General features: G+C 60.6%; 21 protein-coding genes. 7 read left to right on the forward strand and 14 right to left on the reverse strand.

Annotation, left to right across the window (positions count from 1 at the left end; genetic code table 11):
* Positions 1 to 68: 68 nt before the first annotated feature.
* The 12 genes from fliD to HDC32_RS08745 form a co-directional block, all read right to left on the reverse strand.
* Positions 69 to 1,460, reverse strand: coding sequence for a flagellar filament capping protein FliD (gene fliD, locus HDC32_RS08690; RefSeq protein ID WP_131698578.1), 1,392 nt, complete (start codon positions 1,458 to 1,460; stop codon positions 69 to 71).
* A gap of 80 nt (positions 1,461 to 1,540) precedes the next feature.
* A complete protein-coding gene (locus HDC32_RS08695; protein ID WP_184743557.1) occupies positions 1,541 to 1,891 on the reverse strand; it encodes a flagellar protein FlaG in 351 nt (116 codons plus the stop codon).
* Between the two features lie 74 nt (positions 1,892 to 1,965).
* Positions 1,966 to 3,390, reverse strand: coding sequence for a flagellin (locus HDC32_RS08700; protein ID WP_131698580.1), 1,425 nt, complete (start codon positions 3,388 to 3,390; stop codon positions 1,966 to 1,968).
* Positions 3,391 to 3,664: 274 nt separating this feature from the next.
* Positions 3,665 to 4,594, reverse strand: a complete 930-nt coding sequence (locus HDC32_RS08705; RefSeq protein ID WP_184743559.1) for a ketoacyl-ACP synthase III — start codon at positions 4,592 to 4,594, stop codon at positions 3,665 to 3,667.
* 276 nt (positions 4,595 to 4,870) lie between these two features.
* Positions 4,871 to 6,472 (reverse strand): flagellar hook-associated protein 3, encoded by a 1,602-nt coding sequence (locus tag HDC32_RS08710; protein ID WP_184743560.1) that lies wholly within the window; start codon positions 6,470 to 6,472, stop codon positions 4,871 to 4,873.
* A gap of 14 nt (positions 6,473 to 6,486) precedes the next feature.
* Positions 6,487 to 8,535: a flagellar hook-associated protein FlgK gene (gene flgK / locus HDC32_RS08715; RefSeq protein WP_184743563.1), complete on the reverse strand. Its 2,049-nt coding sequence runs from the start codon at positions 8,533 to 8,535 to the stop codon at positions 6,487 to 6,489.
* A 10-nt stretch (positions 8,536 to 8,545) separates the two neighbouring features.
* Positions 8,546 to 9,814, reverse strand: a complete 1,269-nt coding sequence (gene flgJ / locus HDC32_RS08720) for a flagellar assembly peptidoglycan hydrolase FlgJ (protein WP_184743566.1) — start codon at positions 9,812 to 9,814, stop codon at positions 8,546 to 8,548.
* Positions 9,815 to 9,818: 4 nt separating this feature from the next.
* On the reverse strand, positions 9,819 to 10,907 hold the full coding sequence (locus HDC32_RS08725; RefSeq protein WP_131698736.1) for a flagellar basal body P-ring protein FlgI: 1,089 nt from the start codon (positions 10,905 to 10,907) through the stop codon (positions 9,819 to 9,821).
* Between the two features lie 27 nt (positions 10,908 to 10,934).
* Positions 10,935 to 11,630, reverse strand: a complete 696-nt coding sequence (gene flgH, locus HDC32_RS08730; protein ID WP_184743569.1) for a flagellar basal body L-ring protein FlgH — start codon at positions 11,628 to 11,630, stop codon at positions 10,935 to 10,937.
* Positions 11,631 to 11,683: 53 nt separating this feature from the next.
* Positions 11,684 to 12,469 carry a flagellar basal-body rod protein FlgG gene (gene flgG, locus HDC32_RS08735; RefSeq protein ID WP_131698586.1) on the reverse strand — a complete coding sequence of 262 codons (786 nt, stop codon included), beginning with the start codon at positions 12,467 to 12,469 and terminating at the stop codon, positions 11,684 to 11,686.
* 66 nt (positions 12,470 to 12,535) lie between these two features.
* Positions 12,536 to 13,276, reverse strand: coding sequence for a flagellar basal body rod protein FlgF (locus tag HDC32_RS08740; protein ID WP_131698587.1), 741 nt, complete (start codon positions 13,274 to 13,276; stop codon positions 12,536 to 12,538).
* A 232-nt stretch (positions 13,277 to 13,508) separates the two neighbouring features.
* Entirely contained in the window at positions 13,509 to 15,071 is a 1,563-nt protein-coding gene (locus HDC32_RS08745) for a sigma-54-dependent transcriptional regulator (RefSeq protein WP_131698588.1), read from the reverse strand.
* 257 nt (positions 15,072 to 15,328) lie between these two features.
* On the opposite strand from HDC32_RS08745, the gene phhA reads away from it, so the two are divergent.
* The 3 genes from phhA (at position 15,329) to HDC32_RS08760 (ending at position 17,781) form a co-directional block, all read left to right on the forward strand.
* Positions 15,329 to 16,147, forward strand: coding sequence for a phenylalanine 4-monooxygenase (gene phhA / locus HDC32_RS08750; RefSeq protein WP_184743572.1), 819 nt, complete (start codon positions 15,329 to 15,331; stop codon positions 16,145 to 16,147).
* Between the two features lie 84 nt (positions 16,148 to 16,231).
* Positions 16,232 to 16,588 carry a 4a-hydroxytetrahydrobiopterin dehydratase gene (locus HDC32_RS08755; RefSeq protein WP_010208721.1) on the forward strand — a complete coding sequence of 119 codons (357 nt, stop codon included), beginning with the start codon at positions 16,232 to 16,234 and terminating at the stop codon, positions 16,586 to 16,588.
* Positions 16,588 to 17,781, forward strand: coding sequence for an amino acid aminotransferase (locus HDC32_RS08760; RefSeq protein WP_184743575.1), 1,194 nt, complete (start codon positions 16,588 to 16,590; stop codon positions 17,779 to 17,781). The genes HDC32_RS08755 and HDC32_RS08760 overlap by 1 nt, the downstream gene beginning before the upstream one ends.
* A gap of 126 nt (positions 17,782 to 17,907) precedes the next feature.
* Here HDC32_RS08760 and HDC32_RS08765 read toward each other — a convergent pair whose 3' ends face one another.
* The gene (locus HDC32_RS08765) at positions 17,908 to 18,717 is read right to left on the reverse strand and encodes a UDP-2,3-diacylglucosamine diphosphatase (RefSeq protein ID WP_184743577.1); all 810 of its coding nucleotides are present in this window, start codon (positions 18,715 to 18,717) and stop codon (positions 17,908 to 17,910) included.
* A gap of 137 nt (positions 18,718 to 18,854) precedes the next feature.
* On the opposite strand from HDC32_RS08765, the gene HDC32_RS08770 reads away from it, so the two are divergent.
* From HDC32_RS08770 to HDC32_RS08780, 3 genes are all read left to right on the forward strand, one after another.
* Entirely contained in the window at positions 18,855 to 19,604 is a 750-nt protein-coding gene (locus tag HDC32_RS08770; RefSeq protein WP_131698592.1) for an AraC family transcriptional regulator, read from the forward strand.
* A 99-nt stretch (positions 19,605 to 19,703) separates the two neighbouring features.
* The gene (locus HDC32_RS08775; protein ID WP_145336977.1) at positions 19,704 to 20,588 is read left to right on the forward strand and encodes a DMT family transporter; all 885 of its coding nucleotides are present in this window, start codon (positions 19,704 to 19,706) and stop codon (positions 20,586 to 20,588) included.
* 131 nt (positions 20,589 to 20,719) lie between these two features.
* Positions 20,720 to 21,001, forward strand: coding sequence for a hypothetical protein (locus tag HDC32_RS08780; protein WP_027603827.1), 282 nt, complete (start codon positions 20,720 to 20,722; stop codon positions 20,999 to 21,001).
* A 41-nt stretch (positions 21,002 to 21,042) separates the two neighbouring features.
* Here the strand turns inward: HDC32_RS08780 and HDC32_RS08785 are convergent, their stop codons facing one another.
* Positions 21,043 to 21,330, reverse strand: coding sequence for a SelT/SelW/SelH family protein (locus HDC32_RS08785; protein ID WP_131698594.1), 288 nt, complete (start codon positions 21,328 to 21,330; stop codon positions 21,043 to 21,045).
* Positions 21,331 to 21,414: 84 nt separating this feature from the next.
* Here HDC32_RS08785 and HDC32_RS08790 point away from each other — a divergent pair, with 84 nt between their 5' ends.
* The gene (locus HDC32_RS08790) at positions 21,415 to 23,604 is read left to right on the forward strand and encodes a patatin-like phospholipase family protein (RefSeq protein WP_065924938.1); all 2,190 of its coding nucleotides are present in this window, start codon (positions 21,415 to 21,417) and stop codon (positions 23,602 to 23,604) included.
* Positions 23,605 to 23,649: the final 45 nt, after the last annotated feature.

The following is a 23,649-nucleotide window of genomic DNA, read 5'->3' on the forward strand; positions in this document are numbered from 1 at the left end:
TTTAGGGCCAGTCGTGCTCCGATAAAAAAAGGCCAGGCAGTTTGCCTGGCCTTTATCGCAGGCTGCGATCAATTATTGGTCTTGGGATTGTTCAACGCATTGAGCGTAGTCATGACACTGGTGCTTTGCTGGCGCAATTGCGCGACCAGGGTATCCATGGCGTTGTATTTGGCGGAGAGGCTGTTGGTGAGCAGGGTCATGCGCTCGTCGAGCGAGGACTGTTGCTTGGTCAGGTCCTTGAGACTCTCGGACAGAGAAGCAGAACGTGTTGCCAGAACACCTGTACTTGCCTTGGCAAAGTCATCCGTGGCGCTTTTCATCCGCGCCAGCATGCCGTCTTTACCGCTGAACATACTGTTGATGTCGGCGCCGTTGGTTTTAACCGCCGCGTCCCACTTTTTGTCATCAATCGCCAGCAGACCAGTGGTCGAACTGGTGGTCACGCCGAACTGAGCCAGGGACTTGAAGGCCCCGTTGCCCGACAGCGTGTTGAACTCATTGCGGATCGTGCTCTGCAACGAACGCATGGTCGAGTCACCCGTCAACGCTGCCGCAGTGGTGCTGCCGTCCAGGTTCGTGGTGACCTTGGTTTCGGCGTTCATCGCTGTGATCAGGGCGTTGTAGGTGTCAATGAACCCCTTGACCCCGGACTTGAGCGCGGTGTTGTTGGTGCTGACGGTGATGAGCGTGGCGTTCTTGTCACCCGTATTGCCCGTTTTGTAAGTCGACGCTGCTACCAGCTTGATATCCACGCCACTAAGAGCACCAGTGATGGTGTTGGACTTGGACACAGACGCAACCCCATCAATGCTGTATTGCGCATCCTTGGGATAATCAACGACCGTGGCGTCCACATCCAGCCCCGAGGTGCCAGACAGCGTGAGGTCCGAGCCCGTCCCCATATTGGTAGAGGTCAGGATCAATCGAGAACCGTTGGAATCGGTCTGGATGTTGGCACTCAGCCCCGACGTGCCAAACTGCGTATTGATCGAGTCACGTACCTGCTGCAGGGTCGCGCCGGCTGGAACGCTGAGGCCGTAAGCCTTGCCGGACTGACTGATGGTCAACGTGGTCGGCTTATCCGTCGCGTTGACAACCGTCGAAGTGCCACCGCTGAAGTTCTTGCTCGACAGCTTGGACGCCTGGGCCAACTGGTCGACGATCAACCGGAAGCTGCCGTTCGAGGCCGTATTGCTGGCCGTCATGGTCGCGGTCTTTTCATCCGACGACGAACCGCTCAAACCGGTGAAGCTACTGTCCTTGGACATGGTGTCCAGGGCGTTACGAAACGCATCCAGCGCTGCCTGAACCTTGCCGATCGAAGACAGCGTGGTGGTCGCTTTCGCGGACGCGGTATTGATCTGCGTTTGCTTGGGCACCTTTTCGGCGTTAACCAAGGATGTCACGATCGCTTGCGTATCGATGTTCGAACCGATACCACTTACCGTTGAACCCGCCATCATCTATCTCCTGTTCGGTGGCTGCCGTTATCTTGACTTATTACGCCTCAAGACAGGACAGCAACAAGTTTCATGCCAGCTCAGGCCTTGCCGTCAAACAACAGGTTGCTTGCGCTGCTGAGGTTCTGTGCCAGCTTCAATGCTGTTTCCGACGGAATCTGGCGAATCACTTCACCATTGTCGGTATTGATGACCTTGACCACCACACGGTGGGTGGAATCATCAATGGAAAAATCGAGGCTACGCTGGGTAGCTTGAACGAAATCGCGAATATCGGTGACTGCTTTTTCCAGGTCGGCGCGTGCGGGCTCTTGGCTAATCGCGGGCGTTGCCTGGACATTCAGAACGTTGTTGTCAGCCACTACCTTGGCAGGTGCGCTTTGAGGTGCAACCGGCGGATAAGACTGGTTCAGCTTTACACTCATGTCCATGTCCAATCTCCTCTAAACCGAAAAAACGGAAGGGCACGTAGACGCACCCTTCCGTTAGTTACCAAGCGCTGGGATTACTGAAGCAGCTTCAGTACAGCGGATGGCAGCTGGTTAGCCTGCGACAGGATCGCGGTGGAAGCCGACTGCAGGGTTTGTTGCTTGGTCAGTTCGGCGGTTTCGGAAGCGAAGTCGACGTCCTGAACGGTGGAACGTGCAGCGGTGGAGTTCTTCTGAATGTTCTGCAGGTTGTCTGCAGTGGTAGTCAGACGGTTCTGAGTAGCACCCAGGCCCGAACGAACGCCGTCAATGGTGCCGATGGCCTTGTCGATAACAGCCAGCGCGTTTTGAGCGTTGGTAGCGTCGGTCACGTCGGTGTTAGAGATGGTGGTCTTGGTCGACGAAACGGTAGCAGCCGAGAACAAGTCCGATACACCAGTAGCAGCGTCGCTCAGGGAGTAGCCTTTAGCCGAATCCAGGGAAACCTGACCGGTCACAACGATTGCAGGAGCACCCAGAGCAGCCGGGGTGGCGAATGCGCCAGCGCCATCTTTAGCGCCAACCAGGATGTTGGTCTGGGCGTTGGCATCAGCACCAGAGAACGACAGGTTTTCGCCGGAATCCGACTTAACCGACAGGGTTTTGTTGGATTCGTCGTAGTTAACGCTGATGCCCAGTTTGGCAGCGTTCGATTTCAGCTGGTCAGCCAGGCCGGCCAGGTCCTTCACGCCGACGAAATCAACAGCATTACCGCTACCTACAGCCAGTTTGAAGTTCGACGGAGTGGCAGCGCCTACTTCCAGTTTGACTTCAGTGCTGGCGGTAGCGGTCAGGCCACCGATCGAACCGTTCAGGCCCGCAGCGATGTCTTTAGCCGAAGCGCCTGCAGCGTAAGTTACGGTTTTGGTCTGACCGTTGCCGGTAACAGTGATGTCGCCGCCAGCCAGGCCAGTTGCGCTAGGCACGATGGCCTTGGTTTTGACCTGCTGCGAACCAATGTTGTTGGCTGCAACGTTTTCCAGGCTCAGGTTGATGGTTTCGTTAGCGTTAGCGCCAACCTGGATAGCTTTGGTACCGTACGAACCGTCCAGCAGCTTCTGGCCACCGAAAGTAGTGGTTTGCGAGATACGGGTCAGTTCCGAAGTCAGAGCTTGGTATTCATCGTTGTTCGACTTACGGTCGTCAGCGCTGAGGGAGCCAGTCGCGGAAGACAGAGCCAGGGTACGCATTTTTTGCAGGATGTCGGTCGAAGCCTGCATCGCGCCTTCAGCGGTCTGAGCGATGGAGATACCGTCGTTCACGTTTTTTACAGCTTGGCCCAGGCCGTTGATTTGGCTGGTCAGGCGGTTAGCGATCTGCAGGCCAGCTGCGTCGTCTTTAGCGCTGTTGATACGCAGGCCGGAAGACAGGCGCTGCATGGAGGTGGCCAGGGCGCCGCCGGCTTTGTTCAGGTTGCCCTGAGTAGTGATCGAAGCAATGTTGGTGTTTACTGTTAAAGCCATGACGAAATCCTCGTTGGATGGATACTGCGGCTTCCGGCCCTGGCAACCGCCGGGTGTGGCCTGAGAACCTACGTAATAGTTATCGTCGTGGTAGCCGGTTGCTTGAGGATTTTTTTTGATTTTTTTAATGGCGCCGTGCCACCCCTTGTAATTCAAGGGTTTACGACGGCCTCAAAGCCTTATTTCATTGGGTTTTCTGGCGCCAAATAAAAAACGCCGATGCCCTTTCAAGCATCGGCGTTTGCTTTTACGCAGAAAGCAGACTATCGAAGCGTCACGGACGATAGAGAATCGCCGATCCCCACGACAGGCCCACACCAAAACCGCTGATCGCCACGCGCTTCCAGGTAGCGTCTATCACATGCTTTTCCAGCAGCAACGGAATGCTCGACGATACGGTGTTGCCGGTCTCGACCATGTCCTTGATGAACTTCTCCACCGGCGCGTCTTCGAAACGGCGGGCCACGGCGTCGACAATTGCCGCACTGCCCTGGTGAATGCAGAAGGCATCGATCTCATCGGCCTTGAGATCCGACTCGTTGAGCAGCTCGTGCAAATGCGCCGGCACCTTGAGCAAGGCGAAGTTGAATACCTGGCGGCCGTTCATGAAGAACACGCCATCGCTGACCTTGAGGTGCGGTGCGCCGGAACCGTCGGTGCCGAACTTGGACTTGCCCAGCAACCACGGCGCATCTTCGCCCATCCAGGTGGCGGTGGCGGCATCGCCGAACAGCATGGTGGTGTTGCGGTCTTCCGGGTCGACGATCTTCGAATACGGGTCGGCGGTGACCAACAGGCCGTTTTTCAGGCCGGTGGCTTCCATGAAGCCCTTCATCGCGTAGATGCCATAGACGTAGCCGGAGCAGCCCAGGGAAATATCAAACGCCGCCACATGCGTGGGCAGGCCCAGTTTGTCCTGGACGATCGCGGCCGTATGGGGCAAACCCTCTTCATCGCCGTTCTGGGTGACGACGATCAGTGCATCGATGGACTCGCGCTTCAAATCCGGGTTATTGGCAAACAACGCGTTGACCGCCTCGACACACAGATCGGAGGTTTCCTGCGCGGCTTCCTTGCGCGGCAGGAACGCCGAGCCGATCTTGCCGATGATGAATTCTTCATCCTTGGCGAACTTGGCACCCTGGGCGTAGTTATCGATCCCGTCTGCCGGCACGTAACTGGCGATGCTTTTTATGCCAATCATTGTGGCTTCCCAATACTAAATAGCTGGAGAACACCCCAGGGCATGCGCCCGGAGTGCTGACAATAAAGGGGATAACCCCATAAAAATCTCGCTGAAAGCCGCCCCGCAAGGACCCTGTGACGACTTATCCTTTTCACACGATACAGTGAAGATGCGCTTTATGACTCGCAGGTCACTCAATTTTGTGTGGTTTGTGCAAAACCTTCAAACAATTAACCCCCGGAAACGACAGCGGCCCGCCCTGTTTCCAGAGCGGGCCGCTTGACTTGGCACCGCTTACATCTTGTTGAACAGGCTCAACTGCGAGACTTTTACGAATGCCAGTTGCGAGGCTTCCAGCATGGTTTGCTGGAGGGTCAGGTTGATCGCCGCCTCGCCCATGTCGATGTTGGCCAGGTCACTCATCGTGGTCTTGTTGGCCAGGCCGACACTGGTGTTTTCACTGGACTGCACTGTGAGTGCGTTCTGTCGCGCACCGATGGAGCCACGCACGTTGTCCACCTGATCGGCCGAGTTGGTCAGGTTACTGACGGCGGCGTTCAAGGCGTCCTGAAGCTTGACCCGCGCACCGGGGATACCATCCGCCGGCTGCTCCAGGGCCTGACGCAGCTGGCTCAGGGTGTCGAGGGCGTTCTGGGTTCTCTGGGTGGTGTTACCGACCGAAAACTGATCGCCGGTGCTCGGCGTACCGCTCAACTCGAAGGTGACACCCGCGGCGGTGATCGTGTCCTTGGCTGGCGGCGTACCGCTGACGATCACGCCATTATCGACAATCGGCTTGCTGTCGGGGGTATACGGCTGGGCATACACCTTATAAGCAGTCGGGTCGACATCGTCGAACTTGATCAGTACGCCGCTGTTGGGAAACGTACTGGAGTAGTCGGCTGCACTGCTGACGCGGGCATTGGTCAGTTGCGCCGCCGAAGTGTTGCTTGCGGTGCGAGAGACATTGAACGCGTCCGGCTTGGCGGCCAGGGTGAACTCGCGCCCTGCGACCAACGCATCGGCATCCGGCCCGGTGGCCACGCCGGTGAGGTCTGCGGTGATATCGAATTTGACCCCGCGCACATTGATACTGGCGCTGCCTTCCTTGGTGGAGTCGAACGTGCCATTACCTGGAAGCTGCGAGGTAATGTCGTTGTTGTCCTTGTCGGTCACAACGTACTGTGTGCTGCTGGTAAAAGTCACCTTGTAGGGCTGGCCGTCGGCAAACTGCTTGGTGTAGTCGATCCCCGACGTTACCAGGCCAGCAGAGATCGCGACCTTGTGGTCATCCACCGTCGCAGGCGTCGTGTAGGTGGACTGGGTGCGGCTGGCGTTGACAGCCCCTTCCAGGATGGTCTTGCCTGTGTCGCTGGTGCGCACCTTCAGCGTCTCGGAGACCTGCAGGCTCAGCTCATTCTCGTCGCCCTGATAGCTATAAGTACCATCGTTATTGCGCGAATACGGCGGCGTGTCGGTCTTGGAACCGGAGAACAGATAGTTGCCCGCCGCATCCTTGCTGTTGAGCAAACCCAGCAGCTGATTTTCCAGCGCGCCCACCTCGACCGCAATGGACTTGCGGTCAGCATCACTGGTCACGCCACCCGCGCGCAGCGCCAACTGGCTGCCGGCCTGGATCGTGGTATTGATCGCATCCAGCACGCTTTCTTCGTTCGTCAGCGTATTTTGAATGCTGGTGATGTTGCCGCTGTACTGGGCCAGCATGTCTTTTTGCTGTTGCAGCATCAGCAAGCGCTGGGCGGCAACCGGATCATCCGCAGCGGTCTGTACACGCACGCCGGAGCTCGCCTGTTCCTGGGCCTTCACAACGCTGGAATAGTTGTTCTGATACTTGACGGCACTGGTGTCGTAATACTGCTGTGTAGAAATGCGCATCGTCCCAGACTCCCTTAAAGACTATTGATCAGCGTGCTGAAGGTTTCTTGCGCAGCCTTGATGATCTGCGACGACGCCGTGTAGTACTGCTGGAACTTGATCATATCGCCCGCCTCTTCATCCAGGTTGACCTGGGATACGGAGTTGCGCGCGTTCTTGTTGGCGGCCAGCAGCGCACCGGTAGCGGTGTTGTCAGTGCCGGCCGAGGCGGCTTTGGCGCCGACGGTGGAAACCAACTTGCTGTTGGCGCCCACCAGGCTGGTACCGCCACTGCCATCGGCCGCCAGGCCTACGGTTGCCTTGGTCTGCAGGTCGAGCAGTGCCTGGGCGTTGCGATTGTCGGACTTGCCGGTGGCATTGAACGAGAACGAGGTGCCGTCGCCGTTGGCCGGCGAACCGCCCACCGTAGTGTCGAAACTGAAGCTCTTGGCTGGCGACACCAAGGCACCGCTGGCATCACGCATCGGCACGCTGATGCTGATTTTGTTGGCTTGCCCCGGAATGATAGTGCCGGAGCCGATGGGATCACCCTGGGCGTTACTCAGCGTGTAGGGCTGGGTGCCATCGGCCGCCGGTTTACCGAAAACCATCTTCACCGGCATCGAGTACTCGATGCCTGTACGCAGTTGTGCCGTATCGGCACCGCCCTGTATGTCCAGGGGCACGGTGAGCGTCGGCGGCGTGAAGGTGCCGGTGCCCTCGTTGGTCTTGCCGGCCTCGCCCTGCAACGGCGCGGCAAAGGCAATCTTGCTGGGGTCGCTGAGGACCGTGCCGATTTCCTTGGCGCCGTTGGCGGTGGGGCTGACCTTGAAGCTGTCACCGGCTTGCACCGCACCGCTCTTGACCGCCAGGGTGAACCCGTCGATGACCGGCGGCGGCGTGGCACTGAGGTCATAGGTGCCCATGGCCTTGCCGTCGGAACGCAGTACCGTTGCCTTGTTGAGATCGGTGCCGTCGTTGAAGCTGACCTTGTAATCGAAGTTGGTCAGCTGAGTGCTGTCCTTGATCGTCACGCCCAGGGCGCCGTCGCCCAGGTTGCCCTGGGCAGCCAGGCTACGCAGGGCAACCGAGGCTGCGTTGTTGATGTCGGTGAACATCGAGGCGCCGAATTCGCCATTGAGGTCCAGGCCCTGGCCCAGTTGGCTGTTGACCGTATCAGCGGTGGCAATCGCGATGCGCCCCAGATCATTGATCGCAGGAATCAACGCGTCGCTGCGATAGCGCAACAGGCCGCCAATGCTGCCACCGCTGATCACGTTACCCAGGTCCAACGTCGTCCCGCCGCCCGCATTGAGCTGGATCGTGTACTGGCTGGCGTCGCTCTTGCTCGGTACGGCGGAAATCGTGCTGGAGCGATCACCCAGCACCAGGGATTGGCCGCTACCGGTGCTGACACTGAACACACCGTTCTTTTCGGTGGCAGTCACGCCGATCAACTCATTGAGCGAACGCACGGCTTCGGCGCGGGCGTCCAGCAGGTTGGCCGGGGTGGTGTTCGAAGAACCCTGAACCTGGACAATCTGCTTGTTGAGAGAGGCAATCGACGATGTCAGTTGGTTGACCTGATCGCTCATTGAGCTCAACTGGCCGTTGATGGTTTCTTTCTGCTGGCTCAACTGCGTGGAGATCGCGTTGAACCGGTTGCTCAGCGTCTGGGCGTTCGTGAGCAGGATCTGGCGGGCCGAGGTATCGTTGGGGTTCGCCGAGGCGGTCTGCACAGCAGCGAAGAACGAGCTGAGTACGGCCGACATGCCGGTGGTCTTGTCCGACAGGGTCTTGTCGACGGCACTGACCTGATCCAGGTAAGCCTTGGCATCACTGTTGAGCGAGGTGCTGTTCTGGTAGGCGGTGTCCAGGTATTCGTTGTACACCCGGCGCACGTCGGCCAGGGTGGTGCCGCTGCCGATGAACACGCCGCCATATTGGTTCGACGCATTCGCGCTCTGGGTAGTCTGCTGACGCGAATAGCCCGCGGTATTGGCGTTGGCAATGTTATTACTCAAGACCGACAACGATCCTTGAGCGGCGTTAAGCCCTGACATCCCGATGTTGAGCAAACTCATGGTTCAGACCTTATAAATGAGTGGTCGCGCCAGCGGCAGCGTAATTCTGGTAACTGTTCATGGTTTTTGCGATCTGCGAAATCTTGCTGGCATAGGCCGGGTCGGTGGCGTACCCGGCTTTTTGCAACTCGCGTACAAACTGTTCGGGGTTATCGGCCGATTTCACAACTTCTTTATAGCGATCATTGCTTTGCAGCAATGTCACGAGGTCATGGAAGCTGTCCTGGTAGGAGTCGTAAGAACGGAACTGCGCCGTTTCCTTGACCATCGCCCCATCACGAAACTCGCTGGTGATCGCGCGGGCCTGGCCGCCCTGCCAACTCTGGCCGGCCTTGATGCCGAACAGGTTATGGCTGCTGCTGCCATCCTCGGCGCGCATCACCGACTTGCCCCAACCGGTTTCCAGGGCGGCCTGGGCCACCAGGTACTTAGGATCGACACCGATGCGCGCGGCAGCCGCCTCGGCCATCGGCAACATGGTGGCGACGAACTCATCCTGGGAGCTGAACGCCTTCTTCGCCGGCGCCAACGGTGGCTGGGCCACGGCGCGGCTGTAGATCTGCATACGATCGTTGGGCACGGCAAAGCTGCGCGCCGCGCTGTTGACCACATTGTCTTGCAAGGCACTGTTGCGCAGCGGCGCGGCCTTGGCTTCGGTGGCGACCTGGGTCGTCGGCACGATGCCGGCGAGCAGGCGATCGGTCAGCTTGCTCGGCAAGGCGATACGACGCTGGTTCATCAACTGCATGTCGTTGCCGTGGGATGCTGCGGCGCCTACCTGGGGTTCAGCCACGCGGTACGCCCACAGCGGACGCTGCCCGTTGGAGCGGCCCAGCGGGCCTTGAGCCTGGGTGCCTGCGGCAATTTCGGTCGGCACATCGACCTTCTTCGTTGTCTCGGCCGCTGCCGGGCCCTGCAGGGTGGAAGCCTGGGCCTCCACCGGTTTGTTCTTTTGCATCTGGCGCATCAGCACGTCGGCCAGGCCGATACCACCGCCCTCGCGGGACAGCGAGACCGCCAGTTGCTGGTCGTACATTTCCTGGTACTGCTTGGCCGCCGGGGTGTTCAGCGGGTTGTCCTTGCCCAGGGCGTCGGTGGCCGAACGCATGGATTTGAGCATCTCGTTCAAGAACAGCGACTCGAATTCCTGCGCCACCTTGCGCATATTGCCTTCGCTGTTCTTGTCGCCGACTTTCAGTTGGTTCAGGCGATTCAAGTCAGAATACGAACCCGAATCCGCCGTACTGGTCAGGCCGCTGTTACGCATGTCCATGGCCATGGCCTTAAATCACGATCAGGTCGGCTTGCAACGCGCCGGCCTGCTTCAAAGCTTCGAGGATCGCCATCAAGTCGCCTGGCGCTGCGCCCACCTGGTTCACCGCACGCACAATCTCATCCAGGGTCGTGCCGGGGCCGAACTTGAACATCGGCTTGGCCTCTTGCTGGGCGTTGACCCGCGAGCGTGGCACCACCGCCGTCTGGCCATTGGACAACGGCCCAGGCTGGCTGACGATCGGGTCTTCGGTGATGGTCACGGTCAGGCTGCCGTGGGTCACCGCCGCCGGCGAGACCTTGACGTTCTGACCGATCACGATGGTACCGGTACGCGAATTGATGATGACCTTGGCCACCGCCTGGCCCGGATCAACTTCCAGGTTTTCCAGGATCGAGAGGTAGTCCACGCGCTGGCTGGGGTCCAGCGGCGCAGTCACACGGATCGAGCCACCGTCGATGGCCTGGGCCACGCCAGGGCCGAGCATGTCGTTGATCTTGTCGACCACACGCTTGGCGGTGGTGAAGTCCGAACGGTTGAGGTTCAGGGTCAGGCTGTTGCCCTGGTTGAAACCGCTCGGCACAGTGCGTTCAACCGTGGCGCCGCCGGGAATCCGACCGGCCGATGGCACGTTGACGGTGATCTTCGAACCGTCACGACCCTCGGCGTCAAACCCGCCCACCACCAGGTTGCCCTGGGCGATGGCGTAGACGTTGCCGTCGATACCCTTAAGCGGCGTCATCAACAGGGTGCCGCCGCGAAGGCTCTTGGAGTTACCGATGGACGACACCGTGATGTCGACCACCTGGCCCGGCTTGGAAAACGCCGGCAAATCGGCACTGATCGACACCGCCGCGACGTTCTTCAACTGCACGTTGCCCGAACCCGCCGGCACCTTGATGCCGAACTGCGAGAGCATGTTGTTGAAGGTCTGCAGGGTGAACGGGGTCTGGGTGGTCTGGTCACCCGTACCGTTGAGCCCCACCACCAGGCCGTAGCCGATCAACTGGTTGGAACGCACGCCGGAGATGCTGGCGATGTCTTTCAGGCGCTCGGCCTGGGCGACAGCGCTCAACGTCAGCAAGAGTGCGGCAGCCATCAGTTGTTTGAGTTTCAAAGTGGCCACCTAGAAAGGGAACAGCGGGCTAAGGAAGAAGCGGTCGAACCAGCCCGGCTGACTCGCATCAGCGAACGAACCCGTACCCGAGTAGGTAATGCGTGCATCGGCAATGCGCGTCGACGACACCGTGTTGTCGGTGGAAATATCATCGGCACGGACCATGCCGGCAATACGCACCAGCTCGTCGCCGGTATTAAGCGTCATCCACTTCTCACCGCGCACGGCGATGATGCCGTTGGGCAATACATCGGCCACCGTCACAGTGACCGAACCGCTCAAGCTGTTGCCCTGCGCTGCCGCGCTCTTGCCGTTGGTGGCGCGATCACCGCTGTAGCCGGCATTCAGACTCAGATCACCACTGCCCAGGGGGTTATTGGTGTTGGGCACGGCGCCAAACAGCGAGCTCAAACCAATGCTGGCCGTGCTGCTCTTGTCGATCTGGGAGTTGGCGTTCTTGCTGGCCTGGGTTCGCTCGTTCAGGGTGATGGTGATGATGTCACCCACGCGGAACGCCTTGCGGTCGCTGTACAGGTTCTGTTCGAAACCGGCCTGGTAGATCGAGCCATTGTTGGCCGCCGCCGGCAATGGCGTGCGCGGCAACACCGGCGCGTAGTACGGGTCATTGGGTTTTGGCGTCGGGGCGACACAGCCCGCGAGCACGGCAATCCCACTCAATGCCAGAACGGAAACATAGCGATTCATGACCCTTACCTCACGGTGTTGCAGGAGCTCTCAGGAGCGCCCCATGGACTTGATTACAGATTCTGCGTTACGAACGAAAGCATCTGGTCGGCGGTGGAAATCACCTTGGAGTTCATCTCGTAGGCGCGCTGAGTAGTGATCATGTTGACCATCTCTTCAACGGTGCTGACGTTGGAGGTTTCCAGGGTGCTTTGCAGCGTGGTGCCGAAACCGTTCAGGCCGGGAGTGCCGATTTGCGGCGCGCCGCTGGCGGCGGTTTCCAGGAACAAATTGCCACCCATGGCCTGCAGGCCGGCCGGGTTGATGAAGTCGGCGGTCTGCAGATTTCCGATTACCTGGGACGCCGGGTTGCCGGCCACGGTGATCGAAACGGTGCCATCGTTGCCGACGGTGAAGGTCTGCGCATCGGCTGGCACCACAATCGCAGGTTCCAAGGCGAAGCCGTTGGCGGTGACGATCTGGCCGTTGGAATCCAGGTGGAACGTACCGTCACGGGTGTAGGACGTGGTCCCATCCGGCTGCAGGATCTGGAAGAAGCCTTTGCCGTTGATTGCCATGTCCAGCGGTTGGCCGGTCTGCTGCAGGTTACCGGCGTTGAAGTTCTTCTGGGTGCCGACGATCTTCACACCGGTACCCAGTTGCAGACCCGACGGCAATTCGCTGTCCTGAGTCGACTGGGCGCCTGGCTGGCGCTTGATCTGATAGAGCAAGTCCTGGAACTCGGCGCGGTCACGTTTGAAACCCGTGGTCGACACGTTGGCCAAGTTGTTGGAAATGGTGGTCAGGTTGGTGTCCTGGGCGGACAGACCTGTTTTGGCAACCCATAGAGCCGGAAGCATGCTGTTCTCCTTTGCGCGCCTGTTTGTTGGCGCCGCGTTACACAATTAGAATTCGGTGGTCGCCTGTCAGCTCATCTGCATGACGCGAGTCATGGCCTGGTCATCTTCCTTGGCGCTGTTCATCATCTTGATGTGCAGCTCGAACTGCTTGGCAAGCGCCAATACGGCGGTCATTTCCTCCACCGCATTGACGTTGCTCGCCTGCAGGAAGCCCGAGGTCAGCGTGACGTTTGCGTCGGCCTGTGCCGGCTGGCCATCCTTGGTGTGGATGCTGCCGTCCAGGCCTTTGGTCATGTTCTTAAGGTCAGGCTGGACCAGCTTGATACGGTCCACCTCAGCCATCACCCGTGGGCCTTCACCCATAGCGCGGATGCTGATGGTGCCGTCGGCGCCCACTTCGATCTTCTGTTGGGGCGGCACGGCAATCGGGCCGCCGTTGCCCATGATCGGCATGCCGTTGCCGGCCCGCAGCACGCCCAGCGCATCGACGTTCATGCTGGCGCTGCGCACGTAGGCTTCGCCGCCGTCCGGGGTTTGCACGGCCATCCAGCCGTCACCACTAACGGCCACATCCAGGTCACGGCCGGTCTCGATCATCGCGCCAGGCGTGAAGTCGGTGGCTGGGCGCTCGGTCATGGCAAAGGCCCGCGCCGGAAAGCTGTCACCGAACACCGGCATCGAACGCGCCTGTTCAAGGTCACGTTGAAAACCGTTGGTGGAAATGTTCGCCAAGTTGTTGGCATGAGCCTTCTGCGCCAGTGCGTTCTGGCTGGCGCCGGTCATTGCCACATAAAGGTACTTGTCCACGCTTCTTCCTCTTTCTGACGCAGGCTTGCCGCCCACCGCTGTACTGATGAGGCTTAAGCAATTTGCGAACCAACTTTTAAAAACAGGGGAAACCCCAGGCGGGGCGGGGTTTTGCGGGCAGGCAGCAGGATTTTAAGGACTGGGGATAGTCGAAAAAACGGCGGACTTATGCCGCTTACGGCAAGTACCCGTCTTACGGGTGACAGAGAACCAATGCGGGAGGAGCCGTTGGTTATTTGTCCGCCTTGAGGATTTCGTAATCGCGCAACTTATTGGCGATGGTGGTGTGCGACACCCCCAGGCGCTTGCCCAACTGCCGGCTGCTGGGGTGCTCGGCATACAGGCTCTCGAGCACCGCCTTCTCGAAGCGCCCGACGATCGCCTCCAAGCCGCCCTCCAGGGAAAAATCGCCAAGGGGTTGGCGCACGCCGTAGTCCGGCAGGCGAATGTGCTCGACCTTGACCGTCCCGCCCTCACACAGCGACACCGCCTGGAACAGCACGTTTTCCAACTGCCGCACATTCCCCGGCCAGTGGTAGTGGCTGAGGCGATCCATCGCGGCAGGTGCCAGCCTGGGCAGCGGGCAGCCAATCTGCCGGCTGGCCTGGTCGAGAAAGTGCTCGACCAGCGGCGCAAGGCCGTCGAGGCATTCGCGCAGGGGCGGGATATGCAAGGACAGCACGTTGAGGCGGTGATAGAGGTCCTGGCGGAATTCGCCACGGGCACAGAGTTCGGACAGGTCCACCTGGGTGGCGCAAATCACCCGCACATCCAGGTACACCTCTTCGTCACTGCCCACGCGCCGAAAGCAGCCGTCCTGCAGGAAGCGCAGCAATTTCACCTGCAAACGCGCACTCATTTCCCCGACGCCATCGAGAAACAACGTACCGCCCGCCGTCAGTTCCAGCAGCCCGAGCTTGCCTTCGGCCCGCGCGCCTTCAAACGCGCCGGGGCCGTAGCCGAACAATTCGGTCTCGGCCATCGACTCGGGCAGCCCGGCGCAGTTGAGCGCCATCAAAGGCGATTGCCCGCGTGGGCTGGCCAGGTGGCAGGCGCGCGCCAACAATTCTTTGCCGGTGCCAGTTTCGCCTTCTATTAATAGAGGCGCATCCAACGGCGCCATGCGCCGGGCTTCGCGCACCACGGCGGCCATGACCCTGGAGCTTTGGAAGATGCTGTCAAAACCGCGCAGCTCCTGTTTGCGCACGTTGTAGATGCGCTCGCCCACGCGGTCGGCGCGGTGCAGGGTCAATACGGCACCGGCCATGGCTTCGCTATCATCGTGCTCGGAGGATTGCAGCGGCGCGATATCCGCCAGGAACACGTCACCCTTGACCTTGACCCGCAGGCCATTGATCCGCGATTTACTCGCGCGCACCAGTTCCGGCAAATCGAAATCCTCGGCGTAGCGCGACAGTGGAATGCCCGGCACCTCATCCACCCGCACCCCGAGCAGCTGCGCGGCCGCACGGTTGGCGGCGACAATGGAGCCGCCCATGTCGATGGACAGCACCGGAAACTCGAGCGCACCGAGTAGCGCATTGAGTTCCATATGCCGACGTTCACTTGGCATCAGCCCTACCCTTTTGACGCCAAACACCCCGGCAATCGCCTCAAACTGCGGGCGCAGCGCCTGGAATTGCATGTTCACCAGGTTCGGGCAGAACAGGTAAATGGCGTTGCCATGCTCGCCGCCCACCTCACCCTTGGCAACGTTGACGCCGTACTCCACCAGCAGGTTAAGGATGTCCCGCAGGATGCCGATGCGGTTCTGGCAGTGCACTTTGATACGCATGAAAAGGCTCGAAAAGTGGGTAGGCGCCGCGTCTTTTTGTCGCTGGGCGCAGATAGTCGTCAAGATTATGTGACAGCTTGCGGGCTTTTCCCAGCCCAATACGGCAATCAACCTCGAAACCGTAACGAATACTTTACGAAAATCGGTAAGTTTTCCTACGTGAGCGCTTTTGAAGCCGATGGAATCTTGCCCCGCACGGAGTATCAATAGGCTCATCGCAGGACATAACAAGAATTAATGCCTAGCAGGAGAGCCGTATGAAGCAGACGCACTACGTGGCCCGCGAGCCCGATGCGCAAGGTTTTATCCACTACCCGCCGGAAGAACACGCGGTGTGGAACACCCTGATCACCCGTCAATTGAAAGTGATCGAGGGCCGCGCCTGCCAGGAGTACCTGGACGGCATAGACAAGCTCGGCCTGCCCCTGGATCGCATTCCGCAATTGGGCGAGATCAATGAGGTGCTGGCCGCGACCACCGGCTGGCAAGTCGCCCGCGTGCCGGCGCTAATCCCCTTCCAGACGTTCTTCGAATTGCTCGCCAACAAACAGTTTCCGGTGGCGACCTTTATTCGTACCCGCGAAGAACTGGACTACCTGCAAGAGCCGGATATTTTCCACGAGATCTTTGGCCACTGCCCGCTGCTGACCAACCCGTGGTTCGCCGAATTCACCCACACCTACGGCAAGCTCGGCCTGGCGGCCAGCAAGGAGCAACGGGTGTACCTGGCGCGCCTGTACTGGATGACCATCGAGTTCGGCCTGGTGGATACCCCCGAAGGTCGGCGTATCTACGGTGGCGGGATTTTGTCGTCACCCAAGGAAAGCGTGTACTGCCTGTCGGACGAGCCCGAGCACCAGGCCTTCGATCCGCTGGAAGCGATGCGCACCCCGTACCGCATCGACATCCTGCAACCGCTGTATTTCGTGCTGCCCAACCTCAAGCGCCTGTTCGAAGTGGCGCAGGAAGACATCATGGGCATGGTCGAACGCGGGATGCAGCTTGGCTTGCACGCCCCGCTCTTTACCCCAAAGGCGGCCCCCCAAACCCAAAGCCGCGTGAACTGTGGCGTTTAAGGCCAGGTGAGTCTGTTCCCTGGCCCCGCGTTGCTTTAGGGTGACGCTACTGACCTTCACCTATTCGAATTCAGGACACCGACCATGACCACCTTGAACCAAGCCCACTGCGAAGCCTGCCGCGCCGATGCCCCGCAAGTCAGCGATGAAGAACTGCCGGTGCTGCTCAAGCAGATCCCCGACTGGAACATCGAGGTACGCGACGGCGTGATGCAGCTGGAAAAGGTTTTCCTGTTCAAGAACTTCAAATTCGCCCTGGCCTTTACCAACGCCATGGGTGAAATCTCCGAAGCCGAAGGCCATCACCCGGGCCTGCTCACCGAATGGGGCAAGGTAACCGTGACTTGGTGGAGCCACTCCATCAAGGGCCTGCACCGCAACGACTTCATCATGGCCGCGCGCACCGACGAAGTGGCCAAGGACGCCGAGGGCCGCAAGTAATGCATTTCGATGCCATAGGCCGTGTACCCGGCGACCCGATCCTCGGCTTGATGGACCTGTATGCCCAGGACGCCAACCCGAACAAGTTCGACCTCGGCGTAGGTGTGTATAAAGACGACCAGGGCCTGACGCCGATTCCAGCTTCGGTGAAGCGCGCCGAACAGCGCCTGGTCGATACCCAGGCGACCAAGACCTATATTGGCGGCCACGGTGATCCAGCCTTCGGCACACTGATCAGCGAACTGGTACTGGGCGCCGACTCCGCCCTGCTGCGCGAACACCGTGCCGGCGCGACTCAAACCCCCGGCGGCACCGGCGCACTGCGCCTGAGCGCCGACTTCATCGCCCACAACTTGCCCGGCCGTGGCGTGTGGTTGAGCGATCCGACCTGGCCAATCCACGAAACCATTTTTGCCAAGGCGGGGATCAAGGTCAGCCACTACCCGTACGTGGGTGCGGATAATCGCCTGGATGTGGCGGCGATGCTGGCGACGCTGGCCACCGTGCCCAGGGGCGACGTGGTGCTGTTGCACGCCTGCTGCCATAACCCGACCGGGTTCGACCTGTCCCAGGATGACTGGCGCCAGGTGCTGCAGATCGTGCGCGAGCGCCAGTTGCTGCCGCTGATCGACTTCGCCTACCAGGGCTTTGGCGACGGCCTGGAGCAGGACGCCTGGGCGGTGCGTTTGTTCGCGGCGGAACTGTCGGAAGTACTGATCACCAGCTCCTGCTCGAAGAACTTCGGCCTCTACCGCGACCGTGTCGGCGCGTTGATCGTGTGCGCGGCGGACGCCGAGAAGCTGACGGATGTACGCAGCCAGTTGGCAAATACCGCGCGCAACCTGTGGTCGACGCCGCCGGACCACGGTGCAGCGGTGGTCGCGACGATCCTGGGTGATGCCGAGCTGAAAAAGCAGTGGAGTGAGGAAGTCGAAGCCATGCGTGCGCGAATCGCGCAGTTGCGTTCCGGACTGGTGGAGGCGTTGGCGCCCCATGGTTTATCGGAGCGGTTTGCGCACATCGGAGCACAACGCGGAATGTTTTCCTACACCGGTTTGAGTGCCGGGCAGGTGAAGCAACTGCGCGAGAAGCACAGCGTGTATATGGTCAGTTCGGGGCGGGCCAACGTGGCGGGTATTGATGCGACACGCCTGACACTCCTGGCCGAAGCCATCGCCGACGTATCCCACTGACGAAACCGGGATTGAAAATGTGGGAGGGGGCTTGCTCCCGATGGCAGTGGGTCAGTGACAGCTGTATTGGCTGACACTCCCGCATCGCGAGCAAGCCCCCTCCCACATTTTGACCGAGCACACCCCTCAGCTGGCGACCATCTCGGCCTTGAGCTGCGCCTCTTTCGCCTGCGCATCCGCCAAGCGATACAACTCGATACTCCCGTCCCAGTGCTCGATCAACGCCGTGCACGACTCCACCCAATCCCCGCAATTGAGGTAATCCACCTCGCCCACCTTGCGAATCTCCGCATGGTGGATATGCCCGCACACCACGCCATGCAATTCGCGCCTGGTCACTTCGTGGGCGATGGCCTCTTCAAAATCGCTGATAAAGCTCACGGCGGTTTTGACCTTGTGTTTCAGATACGCCGACAGAGACCAGTAGCCATAGCCGTAACGGGCGCGCCAGTGATTTAACCAGCGGTTCAAGGTGAGGGTGAACTCATAGGCCGAGTCGCCCAGGAACGCCAGCCAGCGGTGGTAACGGGTAATCACATCGAACTGGTCACCGTGGATCACCAGCAGGTGACGACCGTCGGCCGTCACGTGCACGGCCTCATCCACCAGCTGGATATTGCCCAGGATCAGCTTGGAGTAGCGGCGCAGGAACTCGTCGTGGTTGCCGGTGACGTAGATCACTTCGGTACCGCGCTTGGCCATGGTCAGCAGGCGGCGGATCACGTTGGTATGGGCCTGGGGCCAATACATGCCGCCGCGCATTTTCCAGCCGTCGATGATATCCCCCACCAGGTACACCTTGTCGGCGTGGTAGCCCTTGAGGAACTGCGATAAATGTTCGGCCTGGCAATCCCGGGTGCCCAGGTGCACGTCGGAAATCCACAGGGTACGAACCCGCTGCTTGCGGCTGGGTTTGGTGAACTCGGCACTGGTCATGGGCATCCCTCGACGCTGTTTTCGCGAGCTTGCGCCTTGGCGATTAATAGCCCATGACAGTCGTGCGTCAGTCTGATGACAACGCTCGCCGACCGCGAAGCGTTGTAGACTGGCGCCTTGCTGCCCAGGAGACCGCGATGAGACCGTCGCTTACGCTACGCCACTACCTTGAAGCGCCCATCGCCCACAGCCATGACCATGCGCAGTTGGTGTTCGGCCTGTCCGGGCACCTGGACCTGGAAGTCGACGGCCTTGGCAGCCAGGTGCGCGAAAGCAGCGTGATGGTGCTGCCCTTCTCCGCCCACCACGCCTGTGGCAGTCGCGATGGCAGCCGCTGCCTGGTGCTGGATGTGCCCACGGAGCATTGGCTGCTGCACTCCCTGGGCGAACACGCCGACGCCAGCCGCCGCCTGCTCGATCAACCGGCACGCCTGGCCTTGGATTCCCGGCAACACCAACTGGTGCAATGGCTGGCACACAGCCCCGTGGATGACCCACTGATCGTCCAACAGGGTGCAGTGCTGTTGCTGGCCAGCCTCAATCATTCGCAGGCGCCGCCGCTAACGGGCCGTCGCCTGCCGTATGCGGCATTCAATGCGCATATCCAGCGACACGTCGCGCATCCGTTGCAGGTCGCCGATCTGGCGCGTATCGCCGGCCTGTCGGTGGCCCGCCTGCATGCGCGCTTCATCGCCGAGTGCGGGCAGACGCCCATGGATTACATCCGCAGCCGTCGCCTGCAACTGGCCTTGAACCTGCTGCGCGAGACACCGCTGCCCGTCGGTGAAATCGCCGTGCGGGTTGGCTACACCTCACAAAGTGCCTTTGCCGCCGCCATGCTGCGCGAATTTGGCGCCTCTCCCGGCGCGTTGCGGCGCGCCACATAGGGCGAGCCTTGCGCTAAAAATCGCGAGTCCCACGACAGACGCACACACCTGCACCCTCTAGACTGCGAACCTGTCACTCCCGTTGGTTCAAGGATCGCAATGACTCCCCGCTCAGCCCTCGGCGCCCTGCATATCGGCGCACTGATGTTTGGCCTTACCGGCGTTTTCGGCAAGTTGGCGGCCGCGTCCCCGGCCATCATCGTCTTCGGTCGCGCCGCGTTTGCCGTGATTGCCCTGGCAGTGTTTGCACGCTTCGCCAGCAACGCCCCCTGGAAAACCCTGGCGCTGCAGGACTGGCGCCGCCTGCTGGTCAGCGGTGTGTTGCTGGCGGCGCATTGGGTGACGTTCTTCATTGCCGTCAAGGTCGCCGGCGTGGCCGTCGCCACGCTGGGGTTCACCGCATTCCCGGCCTTTACCGTGATCCTCGAAGGGCTGATCTTTCGCGAACGTATTCGCGCCAATGAAATCGTGCTGGTGGCCTTGGTCACCGTTGGCCTGGTGCTGGTGACGCCGGACTTCAACCTCGCCAGCGAAGCCACGGGCGGCCTGCTTTGGGGGATTGTCTCGGGCTTGCTGTTCTCATTGTTGTCGCTGAACAACCGCGCCAGCTCCGGACGGATTCCCGCCGTGCAGGCAGCACTGTGCCAGAACGTGGTGGTCGCCGTGTGCCTGCTGCCCGTGGCCGCGCCGGGGCTGGCGGACGTTCGCGCGCTGGATTGGTTGTGGATCGGTCTGCTTGGGGTGTTCTGCACGGGCCTGGCCCACAGCCTGTTTGTCGCCAGCCTTGCAGTGATCAAGGCGCGCACCGCCTCGGTGGTGTTCGCCATGGAGCCGGTATACGGCATCACGGTAGCCTGGCTGCTGTTTGCCGAGACGCCGACCCTGCGCATGCTGTCGGGCGGCGCGTTGATCATCGTCGCCATCGTGCTTTCCGGGCTGATGGGCAGCGCCAGCCAGGCCAAACAGCCCGCTGCAGCGGCCTGATCTATACTTTAAACATCCGCAACAGTCAGCCGTCGTTCAACGGATAAAGACTCCTCGACGACAGCCAGGGTGTTTTCTGAAGTTGCTGCACGTGAGTGGTCACTCCATAAACGCGATGCAGGGGTTTCATCATGGAAATGTTCATCAGCTTGTTGGTTCAGATCATCAGCGGTGCCGTCGGTGGCAATTTGGCCGGCATGACCAAACAGAGCCTGGGGACCGGGCTCAATACCATGCTGGGTGGTGTCGGCGGGCTCGTGCTGGGCCAGGTCGTCGCCGCGCTGACCGGCACTTCGGGCGGCGAGGCGCTGGATGTGGCGGCAGTCGGCAGCAATATCGTCGGCGGCGGCGTGGGCGGCCTGGTGCTGACCTGGGTCGTGGGCTTCATCAAAAGCAAGATGGCCGCTAAATAGCGGTGAACTGAGGGGTCACCGTCCTGGTGTGGCGGTGACCTTCATTGCGTACGGTCGTTGTGGCCCAGGTCGCGCTGTGGATCGATCTGGTCGCGCACCCGTTGCTTGAGCACCTTGGCTTCAGGGAATCCACCATCCGCCTTGCGCTCCCAGATTTGCACGCCATCGCAGGTGATGCGAAACGCCCCGCCGGTCGCCGGCTCCAGCGCCACTTTACCCAGGTCCTCGGCAAAGGTACTCAGCAGCTCCTGCGCCAACCATGCGGCGCGCAACAGCCACTGGCACTGGGTGCAATAGGTGATAACGATCTCGGGTTTGGTCAACGACATAATTTGACAGGCTCCTGGCGTAACGGGCTCAGCGGATCGGATGGCTATAATACCGGCCTTTATCGCCCAGCCTCGAGATTCATGATGCGCCGCCTGTTGTCCTGCCTGTTTCTGTGCCTGCTCCCTCTTCTCGCCGATGCCGTTGAGACGCCTCGCCCCAAAATCGGCCTGGTACTGTCCGGCGGTGCCGCCCGGGGCCTGGCGCATATCGGCGTGCTCAAGGCCCTCGAGGAACAGGGTATTCATATCGACGCGATCGCCGGCACCAGCATGGGCGCGGTGATTGGCGGGCTGTATGCGTCGGGCTACAAGATCGATGAACTGGAAAAACTGGCGCTGGGCATCGACTGGCAACAGGCGCTGTCCGACGCACCGCCACGGGAAGACGTGCCGTTTCGACGCAAGCAGGATGACCGGGATTTCCTGGTCAAGCAGAAGCTCAGCTTCCGCGATGACGGCAGCCTGGGCCTGCCCCTTGGCGTGATCCAGGGCCAGAACCTGGCGCTGTTGCTGGAAAGCATGTTTGCCCATACCAGCAACACGCGTAATTTCGACAAGCTGCCAATCCCCTTTCGCGCCGTGGCCACCGACATCACCACTGGCGAGAAAGTGGTGTTCAGCAAGGGCCACCTGCCCCAGGTGATCCGAGCGAGCATGTCGATTCCGGCCGTGTTCGCCCCGGTGGAGCTGGATGGCCGGCTGCTGGTGGATGGCGGCATGACCGATAACATCCCACTGGATGTGGCGCGCGAGATGGGCGTGGACATCGCCATCGTGGTCGACATCGGCACCCCCTTGCGTTCACGCAAGCAACTGGCAACGGTGGTGGATGTGCTCAACCAGTCCATCACCCTGATGACCCGGCGCAACTCCGAAGAACAACTCAAAGCCCTGCATCCCAAGGACGTACTGATCCAGCCGCCGCTGGCCGCCTATGGCGTGACAGATTTCGGCCGCGCCAAGGACATGATCGATGCCGGCTATCGTGCCACCCGCGCCCTCGACGTTCGCCTGGCCCATTTGCGCCCCGCCGAGCCGATCGACCCACAACTGGTAGCCGCGCGTACCCCGGGCGAACGCACCCCGGTGATTACCGCGATCAAGGTGGAGAACGACTCGAAAGTCAGCGACGACGTGATCCGCTACTACATCCGCCAACCGTTGGGCCAACCGCTGGAACTTGGCCGCCTGCAGACCGACATGGGCACCCTGTATGGCCTGGATTACTTCGAGCAGGTGCAATACCGCGTGGTGAAAAAGGGCCAGGACAACACCCTGGTGATCAGCGCGCGCGGCAAACGCAGCGGCACCGACTACCTGCGCCTGGGTCTGAACCTGTCGGATGACATGCGCGGCGACAGCGCCTTCAACCTCGGCGCCAGCTACCGCATGAACGGCATCAATCGCCTGGGTGCCGAGTGGCTGACGCGGGTACAGATCGGTGATCGGCAGGAGCTTTACAGCGAGTTCTACCAGCCGATGGACACCGGTTCGCGCTACTTTGTCGCACCGTATATCAGCGCCCAGGCACAGAACGTCGAGCTGATCCTGGACAACGACCCCATCTCCGAATACCGCCTGGAACGCTACGGCTTCGGCCTGAACGTGGGACGCCAGATCGGCAACAGTGGCGAGATCCGCTTCGGTGTCGGCGAGGCCTGGGGCAAGGCGGATGTGCGCATCGGCGACCGCGACCTGCCAAGTGTGAGCTTCAGCGAAGGCTTCTATGAACTGAAGTACTCATTCGACTCCCTGGATAACGTGTACTTCCCCCACAGCGGCGAGGATATTGGCCTGGCCTTTCGCGAATTCGAACCGGGGTTGGGCTCGGACCAGCGCTATCGACAATGGGAGTTCAAGCTGGACAAGGCCATGAGCCACGGTCCGGACACGCTGGTGCTGGGCGGTCGCTACGGGCGCACCCTGGATGATTCGGACGTGGTGATTTCCAGCTTCCTGCTGGGCGGTGCGCGGCAGTTGTCGGGCTTCCGCCAGGATGCGATTTCCGGGCAGAACATCAGCTTGATGCGCGCGGTGTACTACCGCCGGCTGACACCGCGCTCCTACCTGCCGCTGGATTTCCCGCTGTACCTGGGCGCCTCCCTGGAACGCGGCCGCGCGTGGAACAACGACAATGAATTCGACAGCGGCTATATCAACGCAGCGAGTATTTTCCTCGGGTTTGATACGCCGCTGGGGCCGCTGAATTTCAGCTATGGGTTCAACGATGATAATCAGAAGGCGGTGTACCTGAACCTCGGGCAAACCTTCTAACTCCCCCGTTGACGCTCGTGTAGCAGCTGTCGAGCGCAAGCGAGG

Source organism: Pseudomonas sp. JAI120, assembly GCF_014207255.1.
Lineage (GTDB): Bacteria > Pseudomonadota > Gammaproteobacteria > Pseudomonadales > Pseudomonadaceae > Aquipseudomonas.

What these genes read in the sequence shown, in the direction of transcription:
- HDC32_RS08705 (WP_184743559.1), bottom strand. Translation starts at nt 4,594, where the DNA reads ATGATTGGCATAAAAAGCATCGCCAGTTACGTGCCGGCAGACGGGATC.
- HDC32_RS08785 (WP_131698594.1), bottom strand. Translation starts at nt 21,330, where the DNA reads ATGTCGTTGACCAAACCCGAGATCGTTATCACCTATTGCACCCAGTGC.
- HDC32_RS08770 (WP_131698592.1), top strand. Translation starts at nt 18,855, where the DNA reads ATGAGACCGTCGCTTACGCTACGCCACTACCTTGAAGCGCCCATCGCC.
- flgH (WP_184743569.1), bottom strand. Translation starts at nt 11,630, where the DNA reads ATGAATCGCTATGTTTCCGTTCTGGCATTGAGTGGGATTGCCGTGCTC.
- flgK (WP_184743563.1), bottom strand. Translation starts at nt 8,535, where the DNA reads ATGAGTTTGCTCAACATCGGGATGTCAGGGCTTAACGCCGCTCAAGGA.
- HDC32_RS08790 (WP_065924938.1), top strand. Translation starts at nt 21,415, where the DNA reads ATGCGCCGCCTGTTGTCCTGCCTGTTTCTGTGCCTGCTCCCTCTTCTC.
- flgG (WP_131698586.1), bottom strand. Translation starts at nt 12,469, where the DNA reads ATGCTTCCGGCTCTATGGGTTGCCAAAACAGGTCTGTCCGCCCAGGAC.
- HDC32_RS08755 (WP_010208721.1), top strand. Translation starts at nt 16,232, where the DNA reads ATGACCACCTTGAACCAAGCCCACTGCGAAGCCTGCCGCGCCGATGCC.
- HDC32_RS08710 (WP_184743560.1), bottom strand. Translation starts at nt 6,472, where the DNA reads ATGCGCATTTCTACACAGCAGTATTACGACACCAGTGCCGTCAAGTAT.
- HDC32_RS08725 (WP_131698736.1), bottom strand. Translation starts at nt 10,907, where the DNA reads ATGGCTGCCGCACTCTTGCTGACGTTGAGCGCTGTCGCCCAGGCCGAG.
- HDC32_RS08700 (WP_131698580.1), bottom strand. Translation starts at nt 3,390, where the DNA reads ATGGCTTTAACAGTAAACACCAACATTGCTTCGATCACTACTCAGGGC.
- flgJ (WP_184743566.1), bottom strand. Translation starts at nt 9,814, where the DNA reads ATGGCCATGGACATGCGTAACAGCGGCCTGACCAGTACGGCGGATTCG.
- HDC32_RS08780 (WP_027603827.1), top strand. Translation starts at nt 20,720, where the DNA reads ATGGAAATGTTCATCAGCTTGTTGGTTCAGATCATCAGCGGTGCCGTC.
- HDC32_RS08695 (WP_184743557.1), bottom strand. Translation starts at nt 1,891, where the DNA reads ATGGACATGAGTGTAAAGCTGAACCAGTCTTATCCGCCGGTTGCACCT.
- HDC32_RS08765 (WP_184743577.1), bottom strand. Translation starts at nt 18,717, where the DNA reads ATGACCAGTGCCGAGTTCACCAAACCCAGCCGCAAGCAGCGGGTTCGT.
- HDC32_RS08775 (WP_145336977.1), top strand. Translation starts at nt 19,704, where the DNA reads ATGACTCCCCGCTCAGCCCTCGGCGCCCTGCATATCGGCGCACTGATG.
- phhA (WP_184743572.1), top strand. Translation starts at nt 15,329, where the DNA reads ATGAAGCAGACGCACTACGTGGCCCGCGAGCCCGATGCGCAAGGTTTT.
- HDC32_RS08760 (WP_184743575.1), top strand. Translation starts at nt 16,588, where the DNA reads ATGCATTTCGATGCCATAGGCCGTGTACCCGGCGACCCGATCCTCGGC.
- HDC32_RS08745 (WP_131698588.1), bottom strand. Translation starts at nt 15,071, where the DNA reads ATGCGTATCAAAGTGCACTGCCAGAACCGCATCGGCATCCTGCGGGAC.
- fliD (WP_131698578.1), bottom strand. Translation starts at nt 1,460, where the DNA reads ATGGCGGGTTCAACGGTAAGTGGTATCGGTTCGAACATCGATACGCAA.